Annotated in this window: 20 protein-coding genes; 12 read left to right on the forward strand and 8 right to left on the reverse strand. The window is 64.1% G+C overall.

Annotation, left to right across the window (positions count from 1 at the left end; genetic code table 11):
* Nucleotides 1-6: 6 nt before the first annotated feature.
* Both tsaE and OGL93_RS06350 read right to left on the reverse strand, forming a co-directional pair.
* Nucleotides 7-477: a tRNA (adenosine(37)-N6)-threonylcarbamoyltransferase complex ATPase subunit type 1 TsaE gene (gene tsaE / locus OGL93_RS06345; RefSeq protein WP_263261590.1), complete on the reverse strand. Its 471-nt coding sequence runs from the start codon at nucleotides 475-477 to the stop codon at nucleotides 7-9.
* Nucleotides 465-1,964 (reverse strand): NAD(P)H-hydrate dehydratase, encoded by a 1,500-nt coding sequence (locus tag OGL93_RS06350; RefSeq protein ID WP_263261592.1) that lies wholly within the window; start codon nucleotides 1,962-1,964, stop codon nucleotides 465-467. Before OGL93_RS06350 ends, tsaE begins: the two co-directional genes overlap by 13 nt.
* A gap of 66 nt (nucleotides 1,965-2,030) precedes the next feature.
* On the opposite strand from OGL93_RS06350, the gene queG reads away from it, so the two are divergent.
* Nucleotides 2,031-3,110, forward strand: coding sequence for a tRNA epoxyqueuosine(34) reductase QueG (queG, locus tag OGL93_RS06355; protein ID WP_263261594.1), 1,080 nt, complete (start codon nucleotides 2,031-2,033; stop codon nucleotides 3,108-3,110).
* On the opposite strand, the gene orn is transcribed toward queG, so the two are convergent.
* On the reverse strand, nucleotides 3,100-3,642 hold the full coding sequence (gene orn / locus OGL93_RS06360; RefSeq protein WP_263261596.1) for an oligoribonuclease: 543 nt from the start codon (nucleotides 3,640-3,642) through the stop codon (nucleotides 3,100-3,102). The two genes, queG and orn, sit on opposite strands and share 11 nt — an antisense overlap.
* A 104-nt stretch (nucleotides 3,643-3,746) precedes the next feature.
* Here orn and rsgA point away from each other — a divergent pair, with 104 nt between their 5' ends.
* Nucleotides 3,747-4,778: a small ribosomal subunit biogenesis GTPase RsgA gene (rsgA, locus tag OGL93_RS06365; RefSeq protein WP_263261597.1), complete on the forward strand. Its 1,032-nt coding sequence runs from the start codon at nucleotides 3,747-3,749 to the stop codon at nucleotides 4,776-4,778.
* 97 nt (nucleotides 4,779-4,875) lie between these two features.
* Here rsgA and motB read toward each other — a convergent pair whose 3' ends face one another.
* Together motB and motA are read right to left on the reverse strand one after the other, a co-directional pair.
* Entirely contained in the window at nucleotides 4,876-5,943 is a 1,068-nt protein-coding gene (gene motB, locus OGL93_RS06370) for a flagellar motor protein MotB (protein ID WP_263261599.1), read from the reverse strand.
* Between the two features lie 3 nt (nucleotides 5,944-5,946).
* Nucleotides 5,947-6,798: a flagellar motor stator protein MotA gene (gene motA, locus OGL93_RS06375; RefSeq protein WP_263261600.1), complete on the reverse strand. Its 852-nt coding sequence runs from the start codon at nucleotides 6,796-6,798 to the stop codon at nucleotides 5,947-5,949.
* A 270-nt stretch (nucleotides 6,799-7,068) separates the two neighbouring features.
* On the opposite strand from motA, the gene OGL93_RS06380 reads away from it, so the two are divergent.
* The 10 genes from OGL93_RS06380 to OGL93_RS06425 all read left to right on the forward strand — a co-directional run bounded on the left by OGL93_RS06380 (nucleotide 7,069) and on the right by OGL93_RS06425 (nucleotide 19,913).
* Nucleotides 7,069-8,589: an HDOD domain-containing protein gene (locus OGL93_RS06380; RefSeq protein ID WP_263261601.1), complete on the forward strand. Its 1,521-nt coding sequence runs from the start codon at nucleotides 7,069-7,071 to the stop codon at nucleotides 8,587-8,589.
* 47 nt (nucleotides 8,590-8,636) lie between these two features.
* Nucleotides 8,637-9,452 carry a rhodanese-like domain-containing protein gene (locus OGL93_RS06385; protein ID WP_263261602.1) on the forward strand — a complete coding sequence of 272 codons (816 nt, stop codon included), beginning with the start codon at nucleotides 8,637-8,639 and terminating at the stop codon, nucleotides 9,450-9,452.
* 10 nt (nucleotides 9,453-9,462) lie between these two features.
* Complete coding sequence (asd, locus tag OGL93_RS06390) at nucleotides 9,463-10,329, forward strand: archaetidylserine decarboxylase (protein WP_263261603.1); 867 nt, start codon at nucleotides 9,463-9,465, stop codon at nucleotides 10,327-10,329.
* A gap of 127 nt (nucleotides 10,330-10,456) precedes the next feature.
* The gene (locus tag OGL93_RS06395) at nucleotides 10,457-12,208 is read left to right on the forward strand and encodes a molecular chaperone (RefSeq protein WP_263261605.1); all 1,752 of its coding nucleotides are present in this window, start codon (nucleotides 10,457-10,459) and stop codon (nucleotides 12,206-12,208) included.
* Nucleotides 12,209-12,355: 147 nt separating this feature from the next.
* Nucleotides 12,356-13,051, forward strand: coding sequence for an RraA family protein (locus tag OGL93_RS06400; RefSeq protein WP_263261606.1), 696 nt, complete (start codon nucleotides 12,356-12,358; stop codon nucleotides 13,049-13,051).
* Nucleotides 13,052-13,059: 8 nt separating this feature from the next.
* Nucleotides 13,060-14,505 (forward strand): TldD/PmbA family protein, encoded by a 1,446-nt coding sequence (locus OGL93_RS06405; protein ID WP_263261947.1) that lies wholly within the window; start codon nucleotides 13,060-13,062, stop codon nucleotides 14,503-14,505.
* Nucleotides 14,502-15,827, forward strand: a complete 1,326-nt coding sequence (locus OGL93_RS06410) for a metallopeptidase TldD-related protein (protein WP_263261607.1) — start codon at nucleotides 14,502-14,504, stop codon at nucleotides 15,825-15,827. The genes OGL93_RS06405 and OGL93_RS06410 overlap by 4 nt, the downstream gene beginning before the upstream one ends.
* A gap of 51 nt (nucleotides 15,828-15,878) precedes the next feature.
* Entirely contained in the window at nucleotides 15,879-17,306 is a 1,428-nt protein-coding gene (gene mdtD, locus OGL93_RS06415; protein ID WP_263261608.1) for a multidrug transporter subunit MdtD, read from the forward strand.
* 97 nt (nucleotides 17,307-17,403) lie between these two features.
* The gene (gene dbpA / locus OGL93_RS06420; RefSeq protein ID WP_263261948.1) at nucleotides 17,404-18,741 is read left to right on the forward strand and encodes an ATP-dependent RNA helicase DbpA; all 1,338 of its coding nucleotides are present in this window, start codon (nucleotides 17,404-17,406) and stop codon (nucleotides 18,739-18,741) included.
* Complete coding sequence (locus OGL93_RS06425) at nucleotides 18,738-19,913, forward strand: NAD(P)/FAD-dependent oxidoreductase (protein WP_263261609.1); 1,176 nt, start codon at nucleotides 18,738-18,740, stop codon at nucleotides 19,911-19,913. Before dbpA ends, OGL93_RS06425 begins: the two co-directional genes overlap by 4 nt.
* A gap of 81 nt (nucleotides 19,914-19,994) precedes the next feature.
* Here OGL93_RS06425 and OGL93_RS06430 read toward each other — a convergent pair whose 3' ends face one another.
* The 3 genes from OGL93_RS06430 to OGL93_RS06440 all read right to left on the reverse strand — a co-directional run bounded on the left by OGL93_RS06430 (nucleotide 19,995) and on the right by OGL93_RS06440 (nucleotide 22,447).
* On the reverse strand, nucleotides 19,995-20,699 hold the full coding sequence (locus OGL93_RS06430; RefSeq protein ID WP_263261610.1) for an aspartate/glutamate racemase family protein: 705 nt from the start codon (nucleotides 20,697-20,699) through the stop codon (nucleotides 19,995-19,997).
* 14 nt (nucleotides 20,700-20,713) lie between these two features.
* Complete coding sequence (locus OGL93_RS06435) at nucleotides 20,714-21,484, reverse strand: ParA family protein (RefSeq protein WP_263261611.1); 771 nt, start codon at nucleotides 21,482-21,484, stop codon at nucleotides 20,714-20,716.
* Nucleotides 21,485-21,559: 75 nt separating this feature from the next.
* The gene (locus tag OGL93_RS06440; protein WP_263261612.1) at nucleotides 21,560-22,447 is read right to left on the reverse strand and encodes a LysR family transcriptional regulator; all 888 of its coding nucleotides are present in this window, start codon (nucleotides 22,445-22,447) and stop codon (nucleotides 21,560-21,562) included.
* Nucleotides 22,448-22,494: the final 47 nt, after the last annotated feature.

Raw genomic sequence — 22,494 nt, forward strand, 5'->3', positions numbered from 1 at the left:
ACCCCTTCATTGATCAACCGGCGCCAGTGCGCCCAACCACGTTTCACCACTTGAGCTGCCGGCGCGCAATTCAACAAGGCGCCCCTGCTCGTGGGCGCTTATGGTAATGGTCAGGTCAGGCTTTGGCAAAACGCCCTCACCCTTGCGCGGCCACTCCACCAGGCACAAGGCATTGCCGTCGAAATAATCCCGGATACCCATGAATTCAAGTTCTTCGGGGTCTGCAAGGCGGTAAAGGTCAAAGTGATAAAGGGTTATCGCGCCCAGCTCGTATGGCTCTACGAGGGTAAACGTAGGGCTCTTCACCGCCCCGACATGCCCAAAACCGCGAACGATGCCACGGGACAAGGTGGTTTTGCCCGCGCCCAGGTCTCCTTCCAGAAAGACCGTGCCGTGGCCGCGCGAGGCGGTGGCCAATTGGGCACCCAAAGCGGTCATCGCCGTTTCATCAGGCACGAACAGGGTCAGGCTTTGCATGGGGCCAGCTCCTCGAGCAACTGACGAATGGCGGGAATCAGATCGACGGCGGCTAGCCCGCGGCCTTTGGCCCCTTCCTGTTCACCGGCGGTAGCATGCAGCCACACACCCAGGCAGGCTGCCTCGAATGCCGCCATGTGCTGCGCCAGTAAGGCGCCGATCAGCCCGGAGAGCACATCCCCCAGTCCCCCAGTGGCCATGGCCGGATGGCCACGGTCGCAGAGCGCCAGGCGCCCATCGGCTGAAGCGATCAAGCTACCGGCGCCCTTGAGCACACAGACACAGTGATACTTGCTCGCAAGGGCGCGCACGGCCGCAGGCCGGTCTGCCTGCACCTGCGCAGTGCTGATGCCAAGCAGGCGGGCGGCCTCGCCTGGGTGTGGCGTGATCACCGCCCCTTCAGGGAGAGAGACCAGGCCTTCGGCGAGAAGGTTAAGCGCATCGGCGTCCCAAACTTGTGCCTTGTTTTGGCTGGCGGCCACAGAAAGCAGGCTCCGGGCCCAAGCACTGGTGCCCATGCCAGGGCCCACTACCACTACCGAGGCAGGTTCGATCAGCCGTGGCAGCTGATTCGCTGACTCTACGGCAGCTGTCATTACCTCCGGCAGGCGGGTCAGCGCTGGGGCTAGGTGAACGTCCCGGGTCGCCAGCGAAACCATGCCAGCGCCACTGCGCAAGGCGGCCTCCGCTGCCATGATCGCGGCGCCGCCCGTGCCACGTTCGCCACCGATGACCAGTACCCGGCCGAATTGCCCTTTATGCGCGGTCGCTGGGCGGGGCGCTGGAAGCGGCAGGCGCGGCGGTGAAAGCCGGGTGGCCTCCGCGCGCACGGGGGTGACGACAGCGGCATCGGCCTGCAGGTCGTCGAAGATAAGCGCGCCGACACACGCTGGGGCCTCGCCGGTGAACAAACCCAGCTTGAGCCCGATAAATGTGACGGTGAGGTCGGCATGCACCGCTTCGCCCAGTACATGGCCGGTATCAGCGCTCAACCCGGAGGGGATATCCACTGCCAGTATGGGCAGGTCGCTGGCGTTGATGGTGGCAATGGCCTGTTTGTAGGCGCCTTCAACCGCTCGGGACAGGCCAGTGCCGAGCAATGCATCGACCACCACGCCTTGCAGCGGGCTACCTTCGACCCAGGGCTGGCTGGCTACGCCCTGCTCGCGCGCCTGGGCGAAGGCCGCTGCGGCATCCCCGACCAGGGCCGTGGTATCGGCCAGGGTGTAAACCTGAACCGCCCAACGGGCCTGATGCGCGAGTGCCGCCAGCAGGTAGCCATCCGCGCCATTGTTGCCCGCACCGGCGAATACCGTGAGCGCGTCCGCCTGCGGCCAGCGCAAGCGCAGCGCCTGCCAGCAGGCCGCTGCGGCACGGTGCATCAATTCCAGCCCCGGAGTGCCAGCGGCGATCAACCGGGCATCGAGGTCGCGGACCTGGGCCGCGGTATACAGTACGTCGGGTAAAAGGGTATGAGGCTGTGCCATCGTTCAACCATCAGCGTGGATGTCTGGCAGAATTATACGCACCTATGCCTGGGTTTCTCCCTTCTCATGTCCGCCGCCGTTATCGACCTTACTGAACTCGTCTCGTCCATCAAGGCCTGGGGCCGCGAGCTGGGCTTCCAGCAAGTGGGCATCAGCGGCTTGACCCTGGGCGAACATGAGCAGCACCTGCAGCGCTGGCTGGAGGCAGGCCACCATGGCGAAATGGACTATATGGCGGCCCATGGCAGCAAGCGCTGGCGCCCGGACGAGCTGGTGCCTGGCACCTTGCGGGTGGTGTCGGTGCGCATGGATTACCTGCCAGGCGACACTCGCATGGCTGAGCGCCTGGCGCAGCGGGAAACGGCGTATATCTCCCGCTATGCCCTGGGCCGCGACTATCACAAGCTGGTGCGCAAGCGCCTGCAGCAGCTTTCCGAGCGCATCAGCGCGGTGATCGGCCCGTTTGGCTATCGCGCCTTCGTCGACAGCGCGCCGGTGCTGGAAAAAGCCATCGCCCAGCAAGCGGGCTTGGGCTGGATCGGCAAGAACACTCTGGTGCTCAACCGCAAGGCCGGTAGCTACTTCTTTCTGGGCGAGCTGTTCGTGGACCTGCCGTTGCCCGAGGATGCTCCCCACGCCAGCGAACACTGCGGCAGCTGCCGCGCCTGCTTGGAAATCTGCCCCACCAACGCCTTCGTTGGCCCCTATCAGCTGGATGCGCGGCGTTGCATTTCCTACCTGACCATCGAATACAAAGGGTCGATCCCCGAAGCGCTGCGGCCAATGATCGGGAATCGGGTATTTGGTTGCGACGACTGCCAACTGGTATGCCCATGGAACCGCTTTGCGCGGCCCACCGCCGAGGGGGACTTCAGCCCCCGCCACGGCCTGGACAACGCCGAGCTGGCGGCGCTGTTTCGCTGGGATGAGCAGCAGTTCCTGGCTAACACCGAAGGCTCGCCGTTACGCCGCGCCGGCTATGAGCGCTGGCTGCGCAACCTGGCAGTGGGGCTAGGCAATGCCCCCACCACCATTGCGGTGGTCGAGGCCCTGCAGGCGCGCAGAACCTACCCCTCGGAACTTGTCCGTGAACATGTGGAATGGGCCCTGGCGCAACATGGCCACGGCTCCCCCGTCACGCCTTGATGAAGTGCTTGCGGTAATGCTGCAGCTCGGCAATGGACTCGCGGATGTCGTCCAGGGCCAGGTGGCTGCCACCTTTCTTCAGGCTGGCGAGCACGTCGGGGGCCCAGAGGCCGGCGAGGATCTTGAGCGTGGACACATCCAGGTTGCGATAGTGGAAATAGCCTTCGAGGGCTGGCATGTGGCGATAGAGGAAGCGACGGTCCTGGCAGATGCTATTGCCGCAGATCGGCGACTTGCCCTTGGGTACCCATTGCTCCACGAACGCCAGTGTCTGGCGCTCGGCATCAGCCATGCTCACGGTGCTCTCGCGCACTCGCTGGGTCAGCCCCGAACCGCCATGCTGGCGGGTATTCCACTCGTCCATGCGCGCCAGCACTTCATCGCTATGGTGAATGGCGATGACCGGGCCCTCGGCCAGGGTATTGAGCTGGCTATCGGTGATGATCGTCGCCATTTCGATGATGACGTCGTTGTCCGGATCCAGCCCGGTCATTTCCAGATCGATCCAGATCAGGTTGGTGGGGTTGAGCATTGAAATCTCCTCGACAAGACTGCGCAGTGTAGCCTACCGGCGCGTGCTAGACTCGCGCCTCGACCCACTGGCGGCTGTTTGCGCGCCTATTTTTCAGGACTTTCATGGCCAAACGCCAGCTCAATCGTCGCCAGGCCTGGCGTATCGACAAAATCCAGAACGAACGCGCTGCGCGCGCCGCCAAGCGCGAGTCGCAGGCCGTCGATGTACTCGAAGGCGGGGACCTGGGCCCGGAGGAAACCGGCCTGGTCATCGCCCACTATGGGGTGCAGATCGAAGTCGAAGCCCAGCAGGGTGAGCGGGCGGGCGAGGTGTTCCGCTGCCACTTGCGGGCAAACCTGCCGGCGATGGTTACCGGCGATCGGGTGGTCTGGCGCGCGGGCAACCAAGGTATCGGCGTGATCGTCGCGCAACTGCCGCGCAGTACCGAATTATGCCGGCCCGACACTCGCGGGCAGCTCAAGCCGGTTGCGGCCAACGTCGATTTGATCGTGATCGTGTTCGCGCCAGCACCCGAACCCCAGGCCAACCTCATCGACCGCTACCTGGTCGCCGCTGAACATGCGGGCATTCGCCCGTTGTTGTTGCTGAACAAGGCCGACCTGATCAACCCGGGCAACGAAGCTGCCCTCAACGACCTGCTGGAGGCTTACCGTCAGCTGGGCTACCCGCTGCTGGAGGTATCTGCCCATGAGGGCGATGGCATGCAGCAGCTCAAGGAGCGGCTCAAGGGGCACACCAGTGTGTTCGTGGGGCAGTCCGGGGTGGGCAAGTCTTCGCTGGTCAACAAACTGCTGCCTGAAGCACAGGCCAGGGTAGGCGCATTGTCGGAATGGTCGGGCCAGGGCACTCACACCACGACCACCGCCAAGCTGTTCCACTTCCCCGAAGGCGGCGACCTGATCGACTCCCCCGGGATTCGTGAGTTTGGCCTGGTGCACGTGAGCCGGGATGACGTGGAAGCGGGCTTTATCGAGTTCGCCGGCCTGCTCGGGCGTTGCCGCTTCCGCGACTGCAAGCATGACCGCGAGCCAGGCTGCGCCCTGCTTCAGGCCTTGGAGGATGGGCGCATCCATCCGCAGCGCATGCACAGCTACCGGGCAATCATCGCCAGCTTGCCCGAAGAGCGGTATTGACCACCTGCCAGGGAGAGTCGCCCGCGCTTACGGAATCGGGCGACTTGCGGGAGCCGGCACCACCCTGCGAGCTTTGAGCGCCCCGGTTTGCGGGCTCCTACAGTTGTTTCCCTGGCGCTTCCATCTTCAACGCACCGCTGTCGAAGATATTAAGCTTCTCCCGTAGGTCGCGAGGCTGCACTGCCGCGCTCGGCCCAGCCGTGGGCTTGGCCGCCGGCACCGCAGGCCCAGGCTGCCCTGGAGCCGGCGCAGGAGCAGCAGGTGCGGGCGCGCCTGGGCTGGCAGGCGGAGCGGCCTGATCGGCACCGTCTGGCTGCTCGCCTTCGATATCGCGCTGGGCCTTTTTGGTCAACACGATGATATCGATGCGGCGGTTGACCGGGTTGAGCGGGTTCTTGCGGTCGAACAGCGAGGACGATCCGTAGCCCACTACCCGAGCGATCTGCGTCTCAGGGTAGCTGCCCGCTACCAGCGCGCGCCTCGCGGCGTTAGCGCGGTTGGAAGACAGCTCCCAGTTGCCGAAGTCTGCGCTCGCCGCGTATGGCTTGGCGTCGGTATGGCCGCTGATGCTGACCTTGTTCGGCACTTCCTTGATGGTGTCAGCCATCGCCAGAAGGATGTCCTCGAAGTACGGCTTGAGCCGCGCGCTACCAAGGTCGAACATCGGCCGGTTTTCCGCGTCCATGATCTGGATGCGCAAGCCGTCCTGGGTAATCTCGAACAGGATCTGGTCCTTGAACTTCTGCAACTGCGGGTTCTCGTCGACCTTGTTCTGCAGCTCTTGCAGCAACAGCTCGAGGCGGTCTTTTTCGACCTTCTCGGCAATATTTTCTGCTTCGTCCGGCGTCACCTGGTTCTGGGCCTCAGGCTTGGGCGGAGCGTCCTTGGTTTCCGGGTTCAGGGTGTGGTCCGGCGCCAGCTGTGGAGACCCGCCAAGGTCGATCACATAAGGCGAGCCGCTTTCTGTAAAGCCGATCGGGTCCTTGAAGTAACCAGCGATGGCGAGCTTCTGTTCAGGGGTGGCTTCAGACAACAGCCACAACACCAGAAAGAAGGCCATCATCGCGGTCGCGAAGTCGGCGAAGGCAATTTTCCAGGCACCACCGTGGTGCCCGCCGCCGAAGCGCTTTACGCGCTTGACGATGATCGGCTGATTATTTTCCATGGCTTAGCGACCGCGAACCGCTTGTTCAAGCTCGGAGAAGCTCGGACGGTGTGCCGGGTAGAGCACCTTGCGGCCGAATTCGACCGCCAGGGTAGGCGGCATGCCGGACGCCGAGGCAACCAGCGAAGCCTTGATAGCTTCAAACACGTTCATCTCTTCCTTGGCGTCATGCGCCAGGGTGGCCGACAGCGGGCCGAAGAAACCGTATGCCGCCAGAATACCGAAGAAGGTACCCACCAGCGCCGCACCTACGTGGCCACCGATGGCTGCCTTGTCGCCGTCGCCGAGCGAGGCCATGGTGACCACGATGCCCAACACCGCCGCCACGATACCGAAGCCTGGCAAGCCGTCGGCGATACCCTGCACCGCGTGCGATGGGTGCTCGAGTTCTTCCTTCATGCTCAGCAGCTCCATGTCGAACAAGCCCTCGAGCTCGTGCGGGGCCATGTTGCCCGACGACATGATGCGCAGGTAATCGCAGATGAACGCGGTCATCCGGGTATCGTTCAACACCGCCGGGTACTTGGCGAAGATGGGGCTGGCCGCGGCATCTTCGATGTCGCTCTCGATCGCCATCATGCCTTCGCGCCGGCTCTTGTTGAGGATCTCGTAGACAAGCCCCAGCACTTCTAGATAGAAGGCGTGAGTGAAGCGAGACTTGAACATCTTCAAAGACTTCTTGAGGACGTGCATAGTCATCGATCCAGGGTTGGCCTGGAGGAATGCGCCGAGAACGGCCCCACCGATGATCATCACCTCGAAAGGCTGGATCAGGGCCGCGATCTGCCCGTGGGAAAGAACGTATCCGCCGAGCACGCTCGCAAATACGACAATGATGCCGATAATTTTAGCCATAGGTCAGGACACTTCGAAACGTGGAAAAACTGGCGCGGGGCCGTTTCAATCTCTGCTTCTACCTATCGGCAGAACTGCGCCAGACTATAGTCATCATTCGTTAGGTTCTGTACGAAAACTCGGCGAGCGATAGCCAGGCAGGGAGAAAAAACGGCAAGGGCGCGGAGTTTACAGATTGTAAATGAGCATTCCGAGCCTGTTTTGAAGCCTGGGCCAACGTAGCTTCTTTACGTATAAAACCTAAATCAGTTCGAGCGAGCAGCGCGCCCTATGTCAGCAGTCCGGCAGCAGAACATCGAAGCATGGGTCCAGTCGCTCGGGAACGCCCGTATTCCAATACCCCGGGCCAGCCACGAGCGCGTATGCGCCATCCTCAACGATAGCCGCAGTTCGCTGCGCGACATCGCCGAATGCATGCAGGACAGCCCGGCGCTGGTGCTCAACGTCATTCGTGAAGCCAACCTGCAGGCCAGCGGGACCCTGGTAGAGCCGGCCGAAAGCCTGGAAATCGCCCTTAACCGGCTGGGCCTCAAACGTATTGGGGAGTTGCTGGAGCGGGTGCCCGCGCTGGAGCCGGAGAGCATTCCAGCGCCGTTGCGTCAGCTGCAGTTGATCAGCCAGCACGCCACCGCCCAGGCCAGCGGCTTCTTCGGTGCCCGGCTGGCGCGGCTATGGCAGGAAGTTCATTGGGGCAGCCTGTTGTTCCTCGCGCCGCTCTGGCCATTGGCGATGACCGAGCCCAAGCTCTTCGAGGAGTGGGACCTGCGGGTACTGCACAAAGGCGAGAACCCCGCCCGCGTGGAACGCGAGCTGTTCGGCGTACGTGTGTTCGACCTGTGCGAGGCACTGGCCGAGTACTGGCGGCTGCCGGCCTGGGTGCGCCAGGGCTACCGCACCCTGACCCAGGAGCGTCGCTGGCTGGCCAAGGCCATGCTGATCGCTCGTGACCAGGACGACCCGCTCGGGCAACAGCATCAGCTCGACGCCAACCCCGAGCTGTACCGCTGGCTGAACCAGCCCGCCAATACCGTGTTGCTGGCCAACGGGCTGGCCCTGGCCTGCGAACAAGGTTGGGGCACTGCGCATGTACTGCGCTGGCAACAGCTCCTTGCGCTTTACACTCAGGCGCCACTGGACCAGGTACAACAACAAACGCATACCCTTGCGGTGCAGAGCGCGCATGCCCACGCCGGCCCCCAGCTGTGGCACCCGGCAGTGGCGCTGCTGTGGCCAGCCAACGAGCGGCGGCTCCATGCAGGCCTGCTGCCAGCGCCCGGCCCTACACCTGAGGCACTGGCGCTATGGCGGCAGCACTGCACTGCCCTGCGTGCCGAACCGAGCCCCTTCAACAATGTCATGCACCTTGCCGGCGTTGCCATCCAAGCCTTGCAAGCGTGCGGCATGCAGCGCATTGCTTTGCTGATGGTCGACAAGGCGCAGGCCAACCTGCGGGTCCAGCAGCTTGCCGGCCTGCCCAAGGCCGCCGCCGAACTGAGCATGGTGCTTGCTCACGCGCCCTTGCTGCAGCGGCTGGTCGAGCGCCCAGGGCAATTGCGGCTTACGCCAGAAAACAATGCGTCGCTATCGCGGCTGATCCCGGCGAGCTTGCGAGTGATGTTCCGTGGCGAGCATTTGCTGCTGCGCTCCATTGCCGGCCAGGACCGCGTGCTGATGCTATTGCTGGCCGACCAAGGCGGCTTGCCCATGGCCGAGATGAGCGTGCAGGCGTTCGGCAAGACCGCCCAGTGCATCGAGCGGGCCCTGGCGGTGTTCAGTAACCGCAGCCGCTAACGGTTGCGCTACAATCCGGCTTTTGATCACCCCGAGGGGACGCTTGGATGGCTGATTTTTCTGGCCTTGGGCTGGTAATCGAACCTGTGGACCTGGCGGCGCGGCTAGGCGCGCCCGGGCTTGTGGTGGTCGACCTCACCAGCCAGGCGCGCTATGCCGCCGGGCATATTCCTGGCGCTCACTTCGTTGCGCCCGCCCGCACCCAACTGGGAACGCCTCCGGCGCCAGGGCTGCTGCCAAGCGTCGACAGCCTGAGCCAGTTGTTCGGCGAACTCGGTCATGGCCCGGACGTCACCTACGTGGTGTACGACGACGAAGGCGGCGGCTGGGCTGGGCGTTTCATCTGGCTGCTCGATGTGCTCGACCACAGCCGCTATCACTACCTCGATGGTGGCCTGCTCGCCTGGCAGGCCGAGGGGCACCCGCTGAGCACCGAGGTTCCAGCGGCCCACGCGGGCCTTGCCAGCATCACCCTGAGCGATGAGCCCACCGCCACGCTCGATTACCTGCGGGGGCGCCTGGGCGCCGCAGACCTGGCCATCTGGGATGCCCGCGGGCCGCTGGAGTACTCTGGCGAAAAACGCGTGGCCGCGCGCGGCGGGCACATTCCCGGGGCGGTGAATTTCGAATGGACCGCAGGCATGGATGCTGCCCGCAGCTTGCGCATCCGTCGCGATCTGCCGCAAGTGCTGGAACGCCTGGGCATCACGCCCGACAAAGAAATCATCACTCACTGCCAGACCCACCACAGGTCCGGCTTCACCTATCTGGCTGCAAAGGCACTTGGTTACCCTCGGGTCAAAGCCTACGCCGGTTCCTGGGGCGAATGGGGCAACCTGCCTGATACCCCTGTCGAAGTTTAAGGGTTCCTTGATGAAAGATCGGTTGTTTATTCTCTCCCAGTACCTCCTACCCCATCACCTGCTGTCGCGGCTGGCCGGCTGCGTGGCAGAGTGTCGCGTGCGCTGGCTGAAGAACGCCTTCACCGGCTGGTTCGCCCGGCGCTTCAACGTGGACATGAGCGAGGCGCAGGTCGAAGACCTTACCGCCTACGAGCACTTCAATGCCTTCTTCACCCGTGCGCTCAAGCCTGGGGCTCGCCCGCTGGACCCAACGCCTGGTGCCATTCTCTCGCCCGCCGACGGTGCAATCAGCCAGATGGGCCCCATCGAGCATGGCCGCGTGTTCCAGGCCAAGGGCCACAGCTTCAGCGTGCTGGAGCTGCTCGGGGGCGATCCGGCGCACGCGGCGGCGTTCATGGGCGGCCAGTTCGCCACCGTCTACCTCTCGCCACGCGATTACCACCGCGTCCACATGCCGCTGGCCGGCACCCTGCGTGAAATGATCTACGTGCCGGGGCGTATCTTCTCGGTAAACCAGACCACCGCCGAAAACGTGCCCGAGCTGTTCGCCCGTAACGAGCGGGTCGTTTGCCTGTTCGACACCGAACGTGGGCCGATGGCCATGGTGTTGGTGGGTGCGATGATCGTCGCCTCCATCGAGACGGTATGGGCAGGGCTGGTCACTCCGCCGAAGCGCACGTTGAAGAACTGGCGTTACGACGAAGCCGCGCGTGGGCCGATCCATCTGGAAAAAGGCGCCGAAATGGGTCGCTTCAAGTTGGGTTCTACCGTGATCATGCTGTTCGGGCCGGACCAGGTCACCTGGGGCGCCGAACTCGCCGCGGTGTCGCCGGTGCGCATGGGGCAAGCCCTGGGCGTGCCCGCCATGGCGCAATGATATATTTTGCGTCAACGTGCGACGTAATCACGATGCTGTTAGAGTCCGATAGACGTCACCCCGATAATGGCCATGCGTTTCCGGACCGAAGCCGCGCACGCTTCGTACGATGATCAGGAATCACTGGATGCTTCGCCCCAGCCCCCATCTCTCGTTACGCGCTCCGAGCCCTTCGCAGAACACGTTGTCGTTCTGCGAGGCGAACCCGCGTGACCTGAAGCGATGGATCTCCGAGCTGCCCAAGGCGAACATCGGTGAAACCGCGCGGCTGCTGTACCAGGGCCTTACCGAGCTGAACCAGCTGGTGACCCCAAGCGAAAACCGCTTGCAACTGCTCGAGCTGCTGCGCCCGGAAGTGTATTACGTGTGCAAGCAGCTGGAACGGCACTTCCTCAACCAGGCCATCGTGCTGGATGAGCGCGCGCGCAAGGTCGCCAACCTGTGCCAGGCGTTACAGAACCACCTCGCCGCCGGCTACAAGATCATCGTGGTGCGAGTGGCTTCGGCGAGCCGCGAGCATTCGACCGCGCTGGCGATTTCCGTGCAGCGCGCTGTCCACTGCCTGTACGGCCCGCTGGTGCGCTCATGCCTGCTGTATTGCCCTGTGCCAGAACGGCTATGGCTGGAGATGCACCACCTGTACCTGGTGGCGTGCGAGCATAAGGTCCAGCACACCTCGGTAGCCGATGGCCTGGCCCACGGCGTAAAAGCCCTGACGCCCGAGCAGGCCTACGTAGCGGCACTGCTGCTGGGTAGCTCACGATGTAACCAGATGCGCCAGAGCGCGATCATGCGCCTGGCTGAAATGCTCGAAGGCTGGAGCCAATACGCCCGGGTACAGCCGGCGCTGGCTGCCAGCAGCCTGTTCGCCGTGGCACCGGCCACCGACGGCCCGCCGCGCTACAAGACCCTCTTCGAAGAAGCGCAGTTGCCCGATCTATTGGGGCTCGATACCACGCTGCTCGCCCACCAGATCAAGGAATACCTGGCGCTGCCGATCGAGCAACGCCCCCAGGCTCGCCTGCAGGTGCCGGTAGGCGTAAGCACCGACCTGCTGCAACACGTGGCTGCGGCCTGGGGCAATGTGGCCGAGCGCACGTTCGAGCGCACGCCAGGGCAAGGCAATCTCACGGTGTGTATCGGCATGAGCGCGATGCACTATTACCTGGGCGGAGAGCGTACCTTCGGCGAGCAGCTCGGCCTGCCGGGGAGCAGCACGTCGGCGCAGTTCAGTGCGCTGGGCAAGCAAGGCGTGTGGGGGCCGGTGATAGAGGTGCCGGCCCTGGAAGAGATCGAATACCAGCCTGAGCGCCCCGCTGCCCAAGGCCAGGGCCGTGAATTTCCGACCTACAGCCTGCAAATCGTCAACCACAGCCCGGGCGGTTACTGCCTGGCATGGCGCAAAGAGGTGCCATCCCAGCTGCAGGCGGGCGAACTGGTGGGCATTCAGGACGCCCCGTCACAGGGCTGGAGCGTGGCGGTGGTGCGCTGGATCCGCCAGGTGCGCGACGGTGGCACGCAGATGGGCATCGAACTGATCGCGCCCCACGCCCAGCCCTGCGGCCTGCAACTGGTGCGCGGTGACGACCCTCACAGTGAGTACCTCAGAGGCCTGGTGCTGCCGGAGATCCGTGCTATCGACATCCCCGCGACCCTGCTGGCGCCGCGCCTGCCGTTCCAGGTGGGCCACAAGATCATCCTCAACACCAATGGCGAAGAGCACCGTGCGCAGCTGCTGAAGGGGCTTGCCAGCACGGGCAGCTTCAATCAGTTCGAATATCGCTTCGCCGAACAAGCGGCGCCTGCCCCGGCCAAACCCGCCAGCCCAGATGCGGCCAGCCGCGACGAAGACTTCGACTCGCTCTGGCGCGATCTTTAGCGGCAAGCGCTGCTGCTACAACGATTCAGCCCCCGTTAAGCCAATGATTGGCGAGCGCTTGCGGTGTACTGCGGGGCGGGCCTAAGCTTGTTGATCCTAAAGAACAGTTACCCCGTTACGCTGGCACAGGCCAGCCCGAGGCTCCCCATGTTTGATGTCGTTTCTTCGAGCAAATGGCCCGCCGGCTACATGATCAACCCTAACGTCGAGCCCCTCGACCCGAAATGGCTGGGCGAGTTTTCCAAGATCCCCGCCGCGGCGGTAAGCGACTGCCTCGGCCGCAACGTTGGCGGCCTGGGCCTCAAGGCCTTCCACGGCAACAAGCCGATGCTCGGAAGTGCGCTGACGGTGCGGGTACGCCCGGGCGATAACCTGATGATCCTCAAGGCCATGCAAATGGCCCGCCCCGGCGACGTGCTGGTTATCGACGGCAGCGCCGACCTCACCCGCGCCGTGTTCGGCGGCATCATGCGAGCCATGGCCTTGAAGGCCGGTATCGCCGGAGTGGTGATCAACGGCGCGCTGCGCGATGTGGACGAATGGCAAACCGGCGAGCTGCCGGTGTATGCGATTGGCGCGGTACACCGTGGCCCCAGCACCGATGGCGGGGGCGAGATCAACGTACCGATCTCTTGCGCGGGGATGCTGGTGATGCCCGGCGACCTGATGATCGGCGACGGCGACGGCGTGGTGGCCGCGGCACGCGCAGAGCTGCCGGAGCTGGTTCAGCGCTGCAACGACCTTCTGGCCCGGGAGCGCGCGACCCTCGAAGGCATTGCCAACGGAACCCTCGACCCAAACCGCTTCGACGCTATCCTGCGAGCTAAAGGGTGCCCGATCTGAGCGGTTCGTTGTTTGCCCTCACGGCGACCCTGCGTCAGCGTTTCGCTGCGCTGAGCACGGCGGCGGACGCCCACGTTCTGCGCCATGTACGCCAGGCCAGCCAATACCTGTGCGTACGCCGGAATGTGGCGCAGCCGCCCCAGCTCGCGCTGGATGAAGGCGCCATGCTCGTTGCAAGGGTCGGCGGCTGCGAAGCCTATGCAGCTACCAGCGACCTGTCCCAAACGGGGTTGCAGCGCGCCCTCGACCGTGCCGAGGCGCTCGCCCGCGACCTGGCCCGCTTCAACCTGGTAAACACCACCGCGCTGGCGCCGGCCGAGGGCTGCCACGACTACCTCGCCCCCGGGGTAACGCAGCCTTTTGCCAGCGTGCGCGATTGCCTTGGGGTGCTGCTGGCAGAAGCTGGGCAGGTGCCGACGGATCCTCGTTTTGCCAGCTGGGAGACCGGCCTTGGCGTAACCGAGCTGGAACAGCTGTATTTCAATAGCGCGGGTGCCGAGCTGCGCCAGGCGTTTCGCTTCGTGTACCCAGGTGTGAGCGTAACTGCCGCCGATGCTAGCGACAGCCAAACCCGCACCCTGGGCCGGGAAAACTTCGGCCAGCAAGGCGGCATGGACGTGCTCGAACGCATTGCCATGACGGGTAGTGCCGCGCGGGTGGCCGACGAAGCGCTGCAGCTGCTGCTCGCCCCCAATGCGCCAGCGGGAGTGCGCGATCTTTTACTGATGCCAGACCAAATGACCCTGCAGATTCACGAGTCCATCGGCCACCCGTTGGAGCTGGACCGCATTCTGGGGGACGAGCGCAATTACGCCGGCACCAGCTTCGTGCGCGCAGAAGACTTCGGCAACCTGCGCTACGGTTCCCCCCTGTTGAATGTCACCTTCGATCCCTCGCTGCCGGAACAGCTTGCCAGCTATGGCTTCGACGACGAGGGCACCGCCGCGAGCAAGGCCTGGCTGATCCGCGATGGCATTCTTCAGCGGCCGCTGGGCAGCGCTTTGTCTGCCCTGCGCAGCGGCCTGCCTGGCGTGGCCAATAGCCGGGCCTCGAGCTGGAACCGCCCGCCCATCGACCGTATGGCTAACCTTAATATCGAGCCTGGCAATGAATCGCTCCAAGCGATGATCGGCCGGGTGGAGCGCGGCATCCTGATGCAAACCAACCGCTCCTGGTCCATCGACGATGCTCGCAACAAGTTCCAGTTCGGTTGCCAATGGGGCCAGTTGATTGAGAACGGAGCCTTGGGCGCGGTGGTGAAGAACCCAAATTACCGAGGCATTTCCGCTAACTTCTGGCGCAGCCTCAAAGGCGTGGGCGACCGGCATACCTTCGAGGTGCTCGGCACGCCTTACTGTGGCAAGGGGGAACCTAACCAGGTGATCCGAGTGGGCCATGCCTCGCCGGCTTGCCTGTTTGCCGACATCGACGTGTTTGGCGGGCGGGAAGCATGAACGCAGACCGTTTCGAGCAGATTGCCCACGCCGCCTTCGCTGGCCTCGGCAGTGGCGAGCACCTGAGCCTTTCTCTGGCAGCGGAAACCTCGGAATTCATCCGCTTCAACCAAGCCTTGGTTCGCCAGGCGGGGCACGTGCGCCAAGCGGTGCTGACCCTCGTGCTGGACGATGGCGAGCGAGAGGCCAGCCTGCAATTGACCTTGGCCGGGGGCCGCGAGGACGTGGAGCACGTGCAGAACGGGGTCTCGCGGCTGCGGCAACTGCTGCCGCTGTTGCCGGCTGATCCCTGGCTGGCGCTGAACCGTGAGCGCTGGGAAGTGCGCGGCACGGTGCACGCAGCCCCAGCCGAGGTGCAGGCGGCAGCGGTAGCGCGGGAGGTGTGCGACGCCGCCAAAGGGCTGGACCTGGTCGGCGTTCTGGCCAGCGGGCCGATCTACAGGGGTTTTGCCAGCAGCGCTGGTGCATTCGGCTGGCACCAGGCTAGCAACCTGCACCTGGACTGGAGCCTGTTCCACCGCAACGGCCAGGCGGTTAAGAGCACATTGGCAACCTCCGCCTGGAACCCCGAAGTCTTCCACCAACGGCTCAGCCAGGGGCGTGAGCAACTGAGCTACCTTGGCTTGCCCGCGATCACGGTCAAGCCTGGCGACCACCGCGCGTACCTCGCCCCCGCCGCCATGGCCGAATTGTTCGGCATGTTGGCTGAGGGCGGCTTTTCCGCTCAGGCGCTCGCCAGCCAGGCAAGCCCTTTGCAAAAGCTGTATGCCGGCCAGGCGCGGCTCAGCCCTCAAATTACGTTGAACGAGCAGGTCACCGGCTCGCTTAGCCCGGCCTTCAGCGACGAAGGGCGCGAACGGCAAAACCTGGCGCTGATCGTAGCCGGCCAGGCCGGTGAGCGGCTCACCAATAGCCGCAGCGCCGTTGAATACTCGCTGCCCTGCAACGGCGCGGACCCGCGTGAAACCCCCGTCGCGCTTGACCTGGCGGCGGGCGAACTGGCGCAGGCCAGCGTGCTGTCCGCCCTTGGCCGCGGGCTGTACATCAACAACCTGTGGTACCTGAACTACTCCGACCTGCCGGCGGCCCGCCTGACCGGCCTCACCCGCTTCGCCACTTTTTGGGTGGAAGACGGTCAGATCCTGGGCCCGGTCGATACCATGCGCTTCGATGACAGCGCCTATGACCTGCTGGGAGACCAACTGCTGGCGCTGACCCAAGAGCGCGAGCTGATCGTTTCCACCGATACGTACGAGCAACGCCATACCGCTTCAAGCCACTTGCCCGGCGCACTGGTCAGCCGCCTGCGGTTGACGCTCTGATGCCCTGGGGAGCGGCCATCATCCGCAGTGCTCCCCACTCAGAGAGGTGCCATGCCTAGCTCCGCCCCCCTTGACCCCGCCACAGCCCGCTGGATCCCCTGGGTCGTAGCGATTGCCTTCTTCATGCAATCGCTCGACGGCACCATTCTCAACACCGCGCTGCCAGCCATGGCCCGTGACTTGGCCGAGGACCCCCTGCGCATGCAGTCGGTGGTGATCGCCTACATGTTGACCGTGGCGTTGTTGATCCCGGCATCGGGGTGGGTCGCCGACCGCTTCGGGATCAAGCGGGTGTTCTTCAGCGCGATCGCTTTGTTCACCTTTGGCTCGCTGGTGTGTGCGGTGTCGCCCAGCCTGCCGATGCTGGTCGCCGCGCGCGTGTTGCAAGGCCTGGGCGGTGCCCTGCTGCTGCCGGTGGGTAGGCTGGTGGTCTTGCGGGCCTATCCCCGCTCAGAGCTGGTGCGCATCATGAGCTTCATCACCGTGCCCGGGCTGCTAGGCCCGCTGATGGGGCCAACGCTAGGCGGCTGGATGGTGGAATACCTCACCTGGCACTGGATCTTCCTGATCAACCTGCCAGTGGGCATTCTGGGTTGCATGGCGGTGCACCGCTTGCTGCCGGAGCTGCCCGGTGGCGGTCGAACGCGCTTCGACGGCTTGGGCTTTGGCCTGTTCGGCGCGGCCATGGTGCTGATCACCATTGCCATGGAAGGCCTGGGCGAGCTCAACCTGCCCCATTTGCGGGTGATGCTGCTGCTCTTCGCCGGCATGGCCTGTCTGGCCGCTTACTGGCTGCGCGCAGTGCATATGGAAGCGCCGTTGTTCTCCGCCCGCCTGTTCCGCACCCGCAGCTTCGCCGTAGGCATCCTGGGCAACCTTTTCGCCCGGCTTGGCTCGGGCGCACTGCCCTTCCTGGTGCCCTTGCTGTTGCAAGTGGGTATGGGTTATTCGCCCTCCCAGGCCGGGATGAGCATGATCCCCTTGGCTGCGGCGGCAATGCTTGCCAAATCTCTGGCGCGCCCGCTGATCGAGCGCTTTGGCTATCGAGGAATTCTCACCGCCAACACCCTGGCCCTGGGCGTGCTACTGGCCAGCCTGGGCCTGGTGGACGCCGACACGCCTTACCCTTTGCTGCTAGCGCACCTGGCCGTATTGGGCGCGATCAACTCCATGCAGTTCACCGCCATGAACACCGTCACCCTCATCGACCTGGGCGACCAGGAGGCCAGCAGCGGCAACAGCTTGCTCTCGGTGGTGGCGCAGCTGTCCATGAGCCTGGGCGTCGCCTGCGCCGGTGCTCTGTTGGGCGGCTTCGAGTCCTCCATCGGGCGCGACGGCGTGGACAACATCCTAGGGGCGTTCCATCTCACCTTCCTGACCATCGGCTTGATGGCCATGTTCGCGGCGACCATCTTCGTTCAGCTGTCACCCGACGTCGGCCGCCGCGCTGTTCGTCCGCCTCCAGGGCCAGACGCATAGGGAGTTCGGCCACGGGCTGCTAAACTGCGCCACATTTTTTTTGCAGGACCGCTCCGTGACCGCCACCGCCTTCGAAACCCTGCCGCTGTCGCCAGCGATGCTCGCCAATCTGGCATCGCTGGGCTACACGCAAATGACACCGATCCAGGCGCATAGCCTGCCGGTCATCCTCGAGGGCGCCGACCTGATCGCCCAGGCCAGCACCGGCAGCGGCAAAACCGCCGCCTTCGGCATCGGCCTGCTCAACCCGATCAACCCGCGCTACTTCGGCTGCCAGGCCTTGGTGCTGTGCCCTACACGGGAGTTGGCCGACCAGGTGGCCAAAGAGCTGCGCCGGCTGGCCCGCGCCGAGGACAACATCAAGGTGCTGACGCTGTGCGGCGGCGTGCCCTTCGGCCCGCAAGTGGGTTCGCTGGAGCATGGCGCGCACATCATCGTCGGCACCCCCGGGCGGGTGCAGCAGCACCTGGATAAAGGCACCCTGGTGTTGAGCGGCCTCAATACGCTGGTGCTCGACGAAGCCGATCGCATGCTGGACATGGGTTTCGTCGACGCCATCTCGGCGATCATCGAGCAAACCCCCAGCCGGCGGCAAACGCTGCTGTTTTCGGCGACCTACCCGAGCGGTATCGAGGCGCTGGCAGCGCGGTTCATGCGCAACCCACGCACGGTCAAGGTGGCGGCCCTGCACGACGATCGCAAGATCGAACAGCGCTTCTATGAAGTGGATGCCGAGCAACGCCTGAGCTCGGTGCTCAAAGTGCTGGGGCACTTCCGGCCCCAGAGCTGCGTGGCGTTCTGCTTCACCCGCCAGCAGTGCCAGGAGCTTACCGACCTGCTGACCAGCAAAGGCATCAGCGCCAGCGCCCTGCATGGCGACATGGAACAGCGGGATCGCGACCAGGTACTGGCGCTGTTCGCCAACCGCTCGACCACGGTCATGGTCGCCACGGACGTGGCCGCGCGCGGTATCGACATCGAAGGCCTGGACCTGGTCATCAACGTGGAGCTGGCCCGGGATGCGGAGATTCATATTCACCGCATCGGCCGCACCGGCCGTGCCGGCGAAAGCGGCATAGCGGTGAGCCTGGTGGCGCCGGCCGAGGCGCACCGCGCCCAAGCCATCGAAGCGCTGCAGAAGGCCCAGGTGAACTGGCGCCCGCTGGAAGAGCTGAAAAACCGTGGCGACGGCCCGCTGGTGCCACCGATGGCGACCTTGTGCATCGCTGGTGGGCGCAAGGACAAGGTGCGCCCTGGAGACATCCTGGGCGCGCTCACAGGTGACGCCGGCATTCCAGGCGCCCAGGTCGGCAAGATCGCCATCTTCGACTACCAGGCGTTCGTGGCGGTGGAGCGCGGGGTCGCCAAGCAAGCCCTGGACCGCCTCAACAAGGGCAAGATCAAAGGCCGCTCCCTGCGGGTGCGCCTGCTGTGACCCTAGACGTCATCGTTCTTGGCGCTGGCGCCGCCGGGCTAATGTGCGCCGCCACCGCGGCCGCGCGTGGGCGTAGGGTGCTGGTGCTGGACCACGCCAACAAAGCCGGGAAGAAGATCCTGATGTCTGGCGGCGGCCGCTGCAATTTCACCAACCTGTATACGGAGCCTGCCAACTTCCTTTCGCAGAACCCGCACTTCTGCAAGTCGGCCCTGGCGCGCTATACGCAGTGGGATTTCATCGGCCTGGTAGCGGGGTATGGCGTGCCTTACCACGAGAAGAAACTCGGCCAGCTGTTCTGCGACAACAAGGCCAGCGACATCCTCGGCCTGCTGCTGGCTGAATGCGAACGCACCGGCGCCGAGGTGCGCTTGAACACCAGTGTGCAGGAGGTGGCCACAGTAGCCGGGGGCTATCGCCTGCTCACCAGTGGTGGGGCCCTGAATTGCCAATCGCTGGTGGTGGCCACCGGCGGGCTGTCCATTCCTACCCTGGGCGCCACCGGCTTCGGCTATCAGCTGGCACGGCAATTTGGCCACAACGTGCTGCCCACCCGTGCCGGGCTGGTGCCCTTCACTATCACCGACCAGCTCAAGGCACTGTGCACCGAGCTGAGCGGTACTTCGGTAGACTGCATCGCCAGTTGTAACGGGCAGAGTTTCCGAGAAAACCTGTTGTTCACCCATCGCGGGCTGAGTGGCCCAGCGATTTTGCAGGTGTCGTCGTTCTGGGCGCCGGGCGATACGGTCAGCATCAACCTGTTGCCGGACCATAACGCCCTGGATTGGCTACAGGCCCAGCAGGCAGAACGGCCCAATGCAGAGCTGCGCACCGTGCTGGGCGACCTGTTCACCCGCAAGATGGCGCAATTGTTGTGCGAGCAGTGGTTCGAATCCCGCCCGATGAAGCAATACACCCCGCCGCAGTTGCAGGCACTGGCAGCCCAGCTCAGCGAGTGGCAACTGGTGCCAGCCGGTACCGAAGGCTATCGCACCGCCGAGGTCACCCTGGGCGGCGTCGATACGCGCGAAGTGTCGTCCAAGACGCTCGAATCCCTGAAAAGCCCAGGGCTGTATTTCATCGGCGAAGTGCTGGACGTCACCGGGCACCTGGGTGGTTTTAACTTCCAGTGGGCCTGGGCATCGGGGCATGCGGCGGGTGAGGTGTGTTGAGGCGGGCGGACGTTTGACGGTTAGCGGGCCTTGCCCGCCCTTACAGTTGAACGGTGCTGGCCCGGGCACACCCCGCGAAACTCACGCAATGCCGTGCCCGAGCAACCATTCCAGCCCCGCTTGCACGTGCGCCTCAGTGCTGTCCACCAACGGCAACGAGGTAGCATCGGCGGTCACCAGCAGGCCAATCTCGGTGCAGCCCAGGATCGCCGCCTCAGCGCCGGCGCCTTGTAGCTTCGCCAGGCACCCCAGATAGAAAGCCCTGGATTCCGGCCGGATTTCTCCGCGGCACAGCTCGGCGAAAATGATCCGGTCGATCTCGTCCATTTCGCCGTCGTCGGGCAGCAAGACCTGCACCCCAAAACGTTCTGCCAAACGCTCCCGATAGAAGGGTTCGCGCATGGTAAAGCGGGTACCGAGCAGGGCCGCCTTCGTCACGCCCCGTGCCTGGAGTTGCCCACCGACGGCATCGCCGATGTGCAGCAAGGGAATGCGAACCGCGCTTTGGATGCTAGCTGCTACCTTATGCATGGTGTTGGTTGCCAGCAACAACGCACCAGCCCCGGCCCGCTCCAGGCCTTGTGCCACCTCGGCCAACAGTGCCCCAGCGGCTTCCCACTCGCCGGCCTTCTGCATGGCCGCGACTTGGGCAAAATTCACCGAATGTAACAGCAGCGGCGCAGAGTGCAGGCCACCGAGCCGCTCGCGGGCGCCTTCGTTGAGCAGGCGGTAATAAGTGGCGGTGGACTCCCAGCTCATCCCGCCGATGATTCCAAGGGTTCGCATGCCGATGCTCCGTATCAGTGGCCTTCCAGCAAATCGTGCAGTTCCACGAATTGCTGGGTCAGTTTATGGCGCGGGTCGAAGTGAATCAGCGGCATGTTGGCTTCGTGGGACTCGCGCATTCGTATTGAAGCGCCAAGGTAAACCGGCAGAACCGGCAAGCCTTCGGCAAGCAGGCTGTCGAGCATTTTCTGCGGCAGGCTCGCCCGGGGCTGAAATTGGTTAACCACGATACCCTCGATGCTTAGGGCTTCGTTGTGGTCGTCACGCAGCTCGCCAATCTCAGCTATCAGCCCATAGAGCGCCTGACGTGAGAAGCTGTCGCAATCGAAAGGAATCAGCACCCGGTCGGCAGCGATCAATGCCGAAACCGCATAGAAGTTCAGCGCCGGCGGCGTATCCAAGTAGATCCGCTCATACTCGCCATCCAAGGTGTCGAGCAATTTACGCAGCTTGTTGATCTTGTGCTTGGCCTCGAGTTTGGGTTGCAGGTCTGCCAGCTCGGCCGTGGCAGTGATCACATGCAGGTTATCGAACGCGGTCTCATAGATATCGACCGCGTGCTTCTTGCCGAACCCGCTCGATGCGAGGGTATTGCGAAAGAAGGCTGCGATACCGGCCGGCACGTCGTCCGCCGCCAGGCCGGTCAAGTACTGCGTGGCGTTAGCCTGGGCATCGAGGTCGACCAGTAGCGTCCGGTAGCCGGCGCTGGCGCTGACCGCAGCCAAGTTGCAGGCGATGCTGGACTTGCCCACCCCGCCCTTCTGGTTGAACACCACACGTCGCATTCCCGCCTCACTTTTTGCGCCTGAGCCCTGCGTTAGATATGTACAGGGTCTGCGTGGCAAACGCTACCTTCGCCTTCAGCGGTGCCCGAGCAATAACTGAGTGAAGGCCTCAGCCATGGCCGAGCCGGGCTCCTTGCGGCGAACCAGCCATACCGCCGACTGCGCCGCGGCATCGAGCAGGGGCCGATACACCACGCCGCCGATACGGATAGCGCGGAACGAGGCCGGTAGCACCGACACGCCGAGCCCAGCCGAGACCAGGCCAATAATGGTCATGGTCTCGGTGGCTTCCTGCGCAAAGTGCGGGCTGAACCCCGCTTCGCGCGCTAGCCCCAACAGCTGGGCATACAGCCCGCTGCCATAGCTGCGAGGGAAAAACACAAAAGGCTCTTGCGCCAGTGCCGCCATCGGCAGGCCCTCCCCGGGCGCCGTGGCCAGGGGGTGGCTAGCGTTGATCACTGCCACCAACGGTTCCTTGAATAGCTCGACGGGGTGCAATGTTTCAGCGAGCGGCAAGGGCCGCATGAGGCCAACATCCAAACGCTTGTCCACGAGCGCGTCGGCCACCTCCTGGCTGCTCATTTCGCGCAAATGCAGGTGCACCGCCGGAAACGCACGGCGAAAAGCATGGATCGCCGTGGAAATGCTGGAATTGAACGGTGCGGAGGAGGTAAAGCCGACTTTCAATTCACCCAACTCGCCCAGCTGTGCACGCCGCGCCACGTCTGCGGCCTTATCGACCTGGGCCAGCACCTGCCGCGCTTCATCGAGAAACAACCGGCCCGCTTCGCTCAACATTACCCGGCGGTTGGTGCGGTCGAACAAGCGGGCGCCCAGCTCCTGCTCCAAGGCTTGTATCTGCTGGCTCAGCGGCGGCTGGCTGATGCCCAGGGCCTGCGCCGCCCGGCCGAAGTGGAGGCTTTCAGCTACGGCAATAAAATAACGAAGGTGACGGAGCTCCATAACCATACTCAATGCATATCAAACGGGTCGAACAATATATTGGAAGT

This window comes from Pseudomonas sp. RIT-PI-S, assembly GCF_025642975.1.
Lineage (GTDB): Bacteria > Pseudomonadota > Gammaproteobacteria > Pseudomonadales > Pseudomonadaceae > Aquipseudomonas.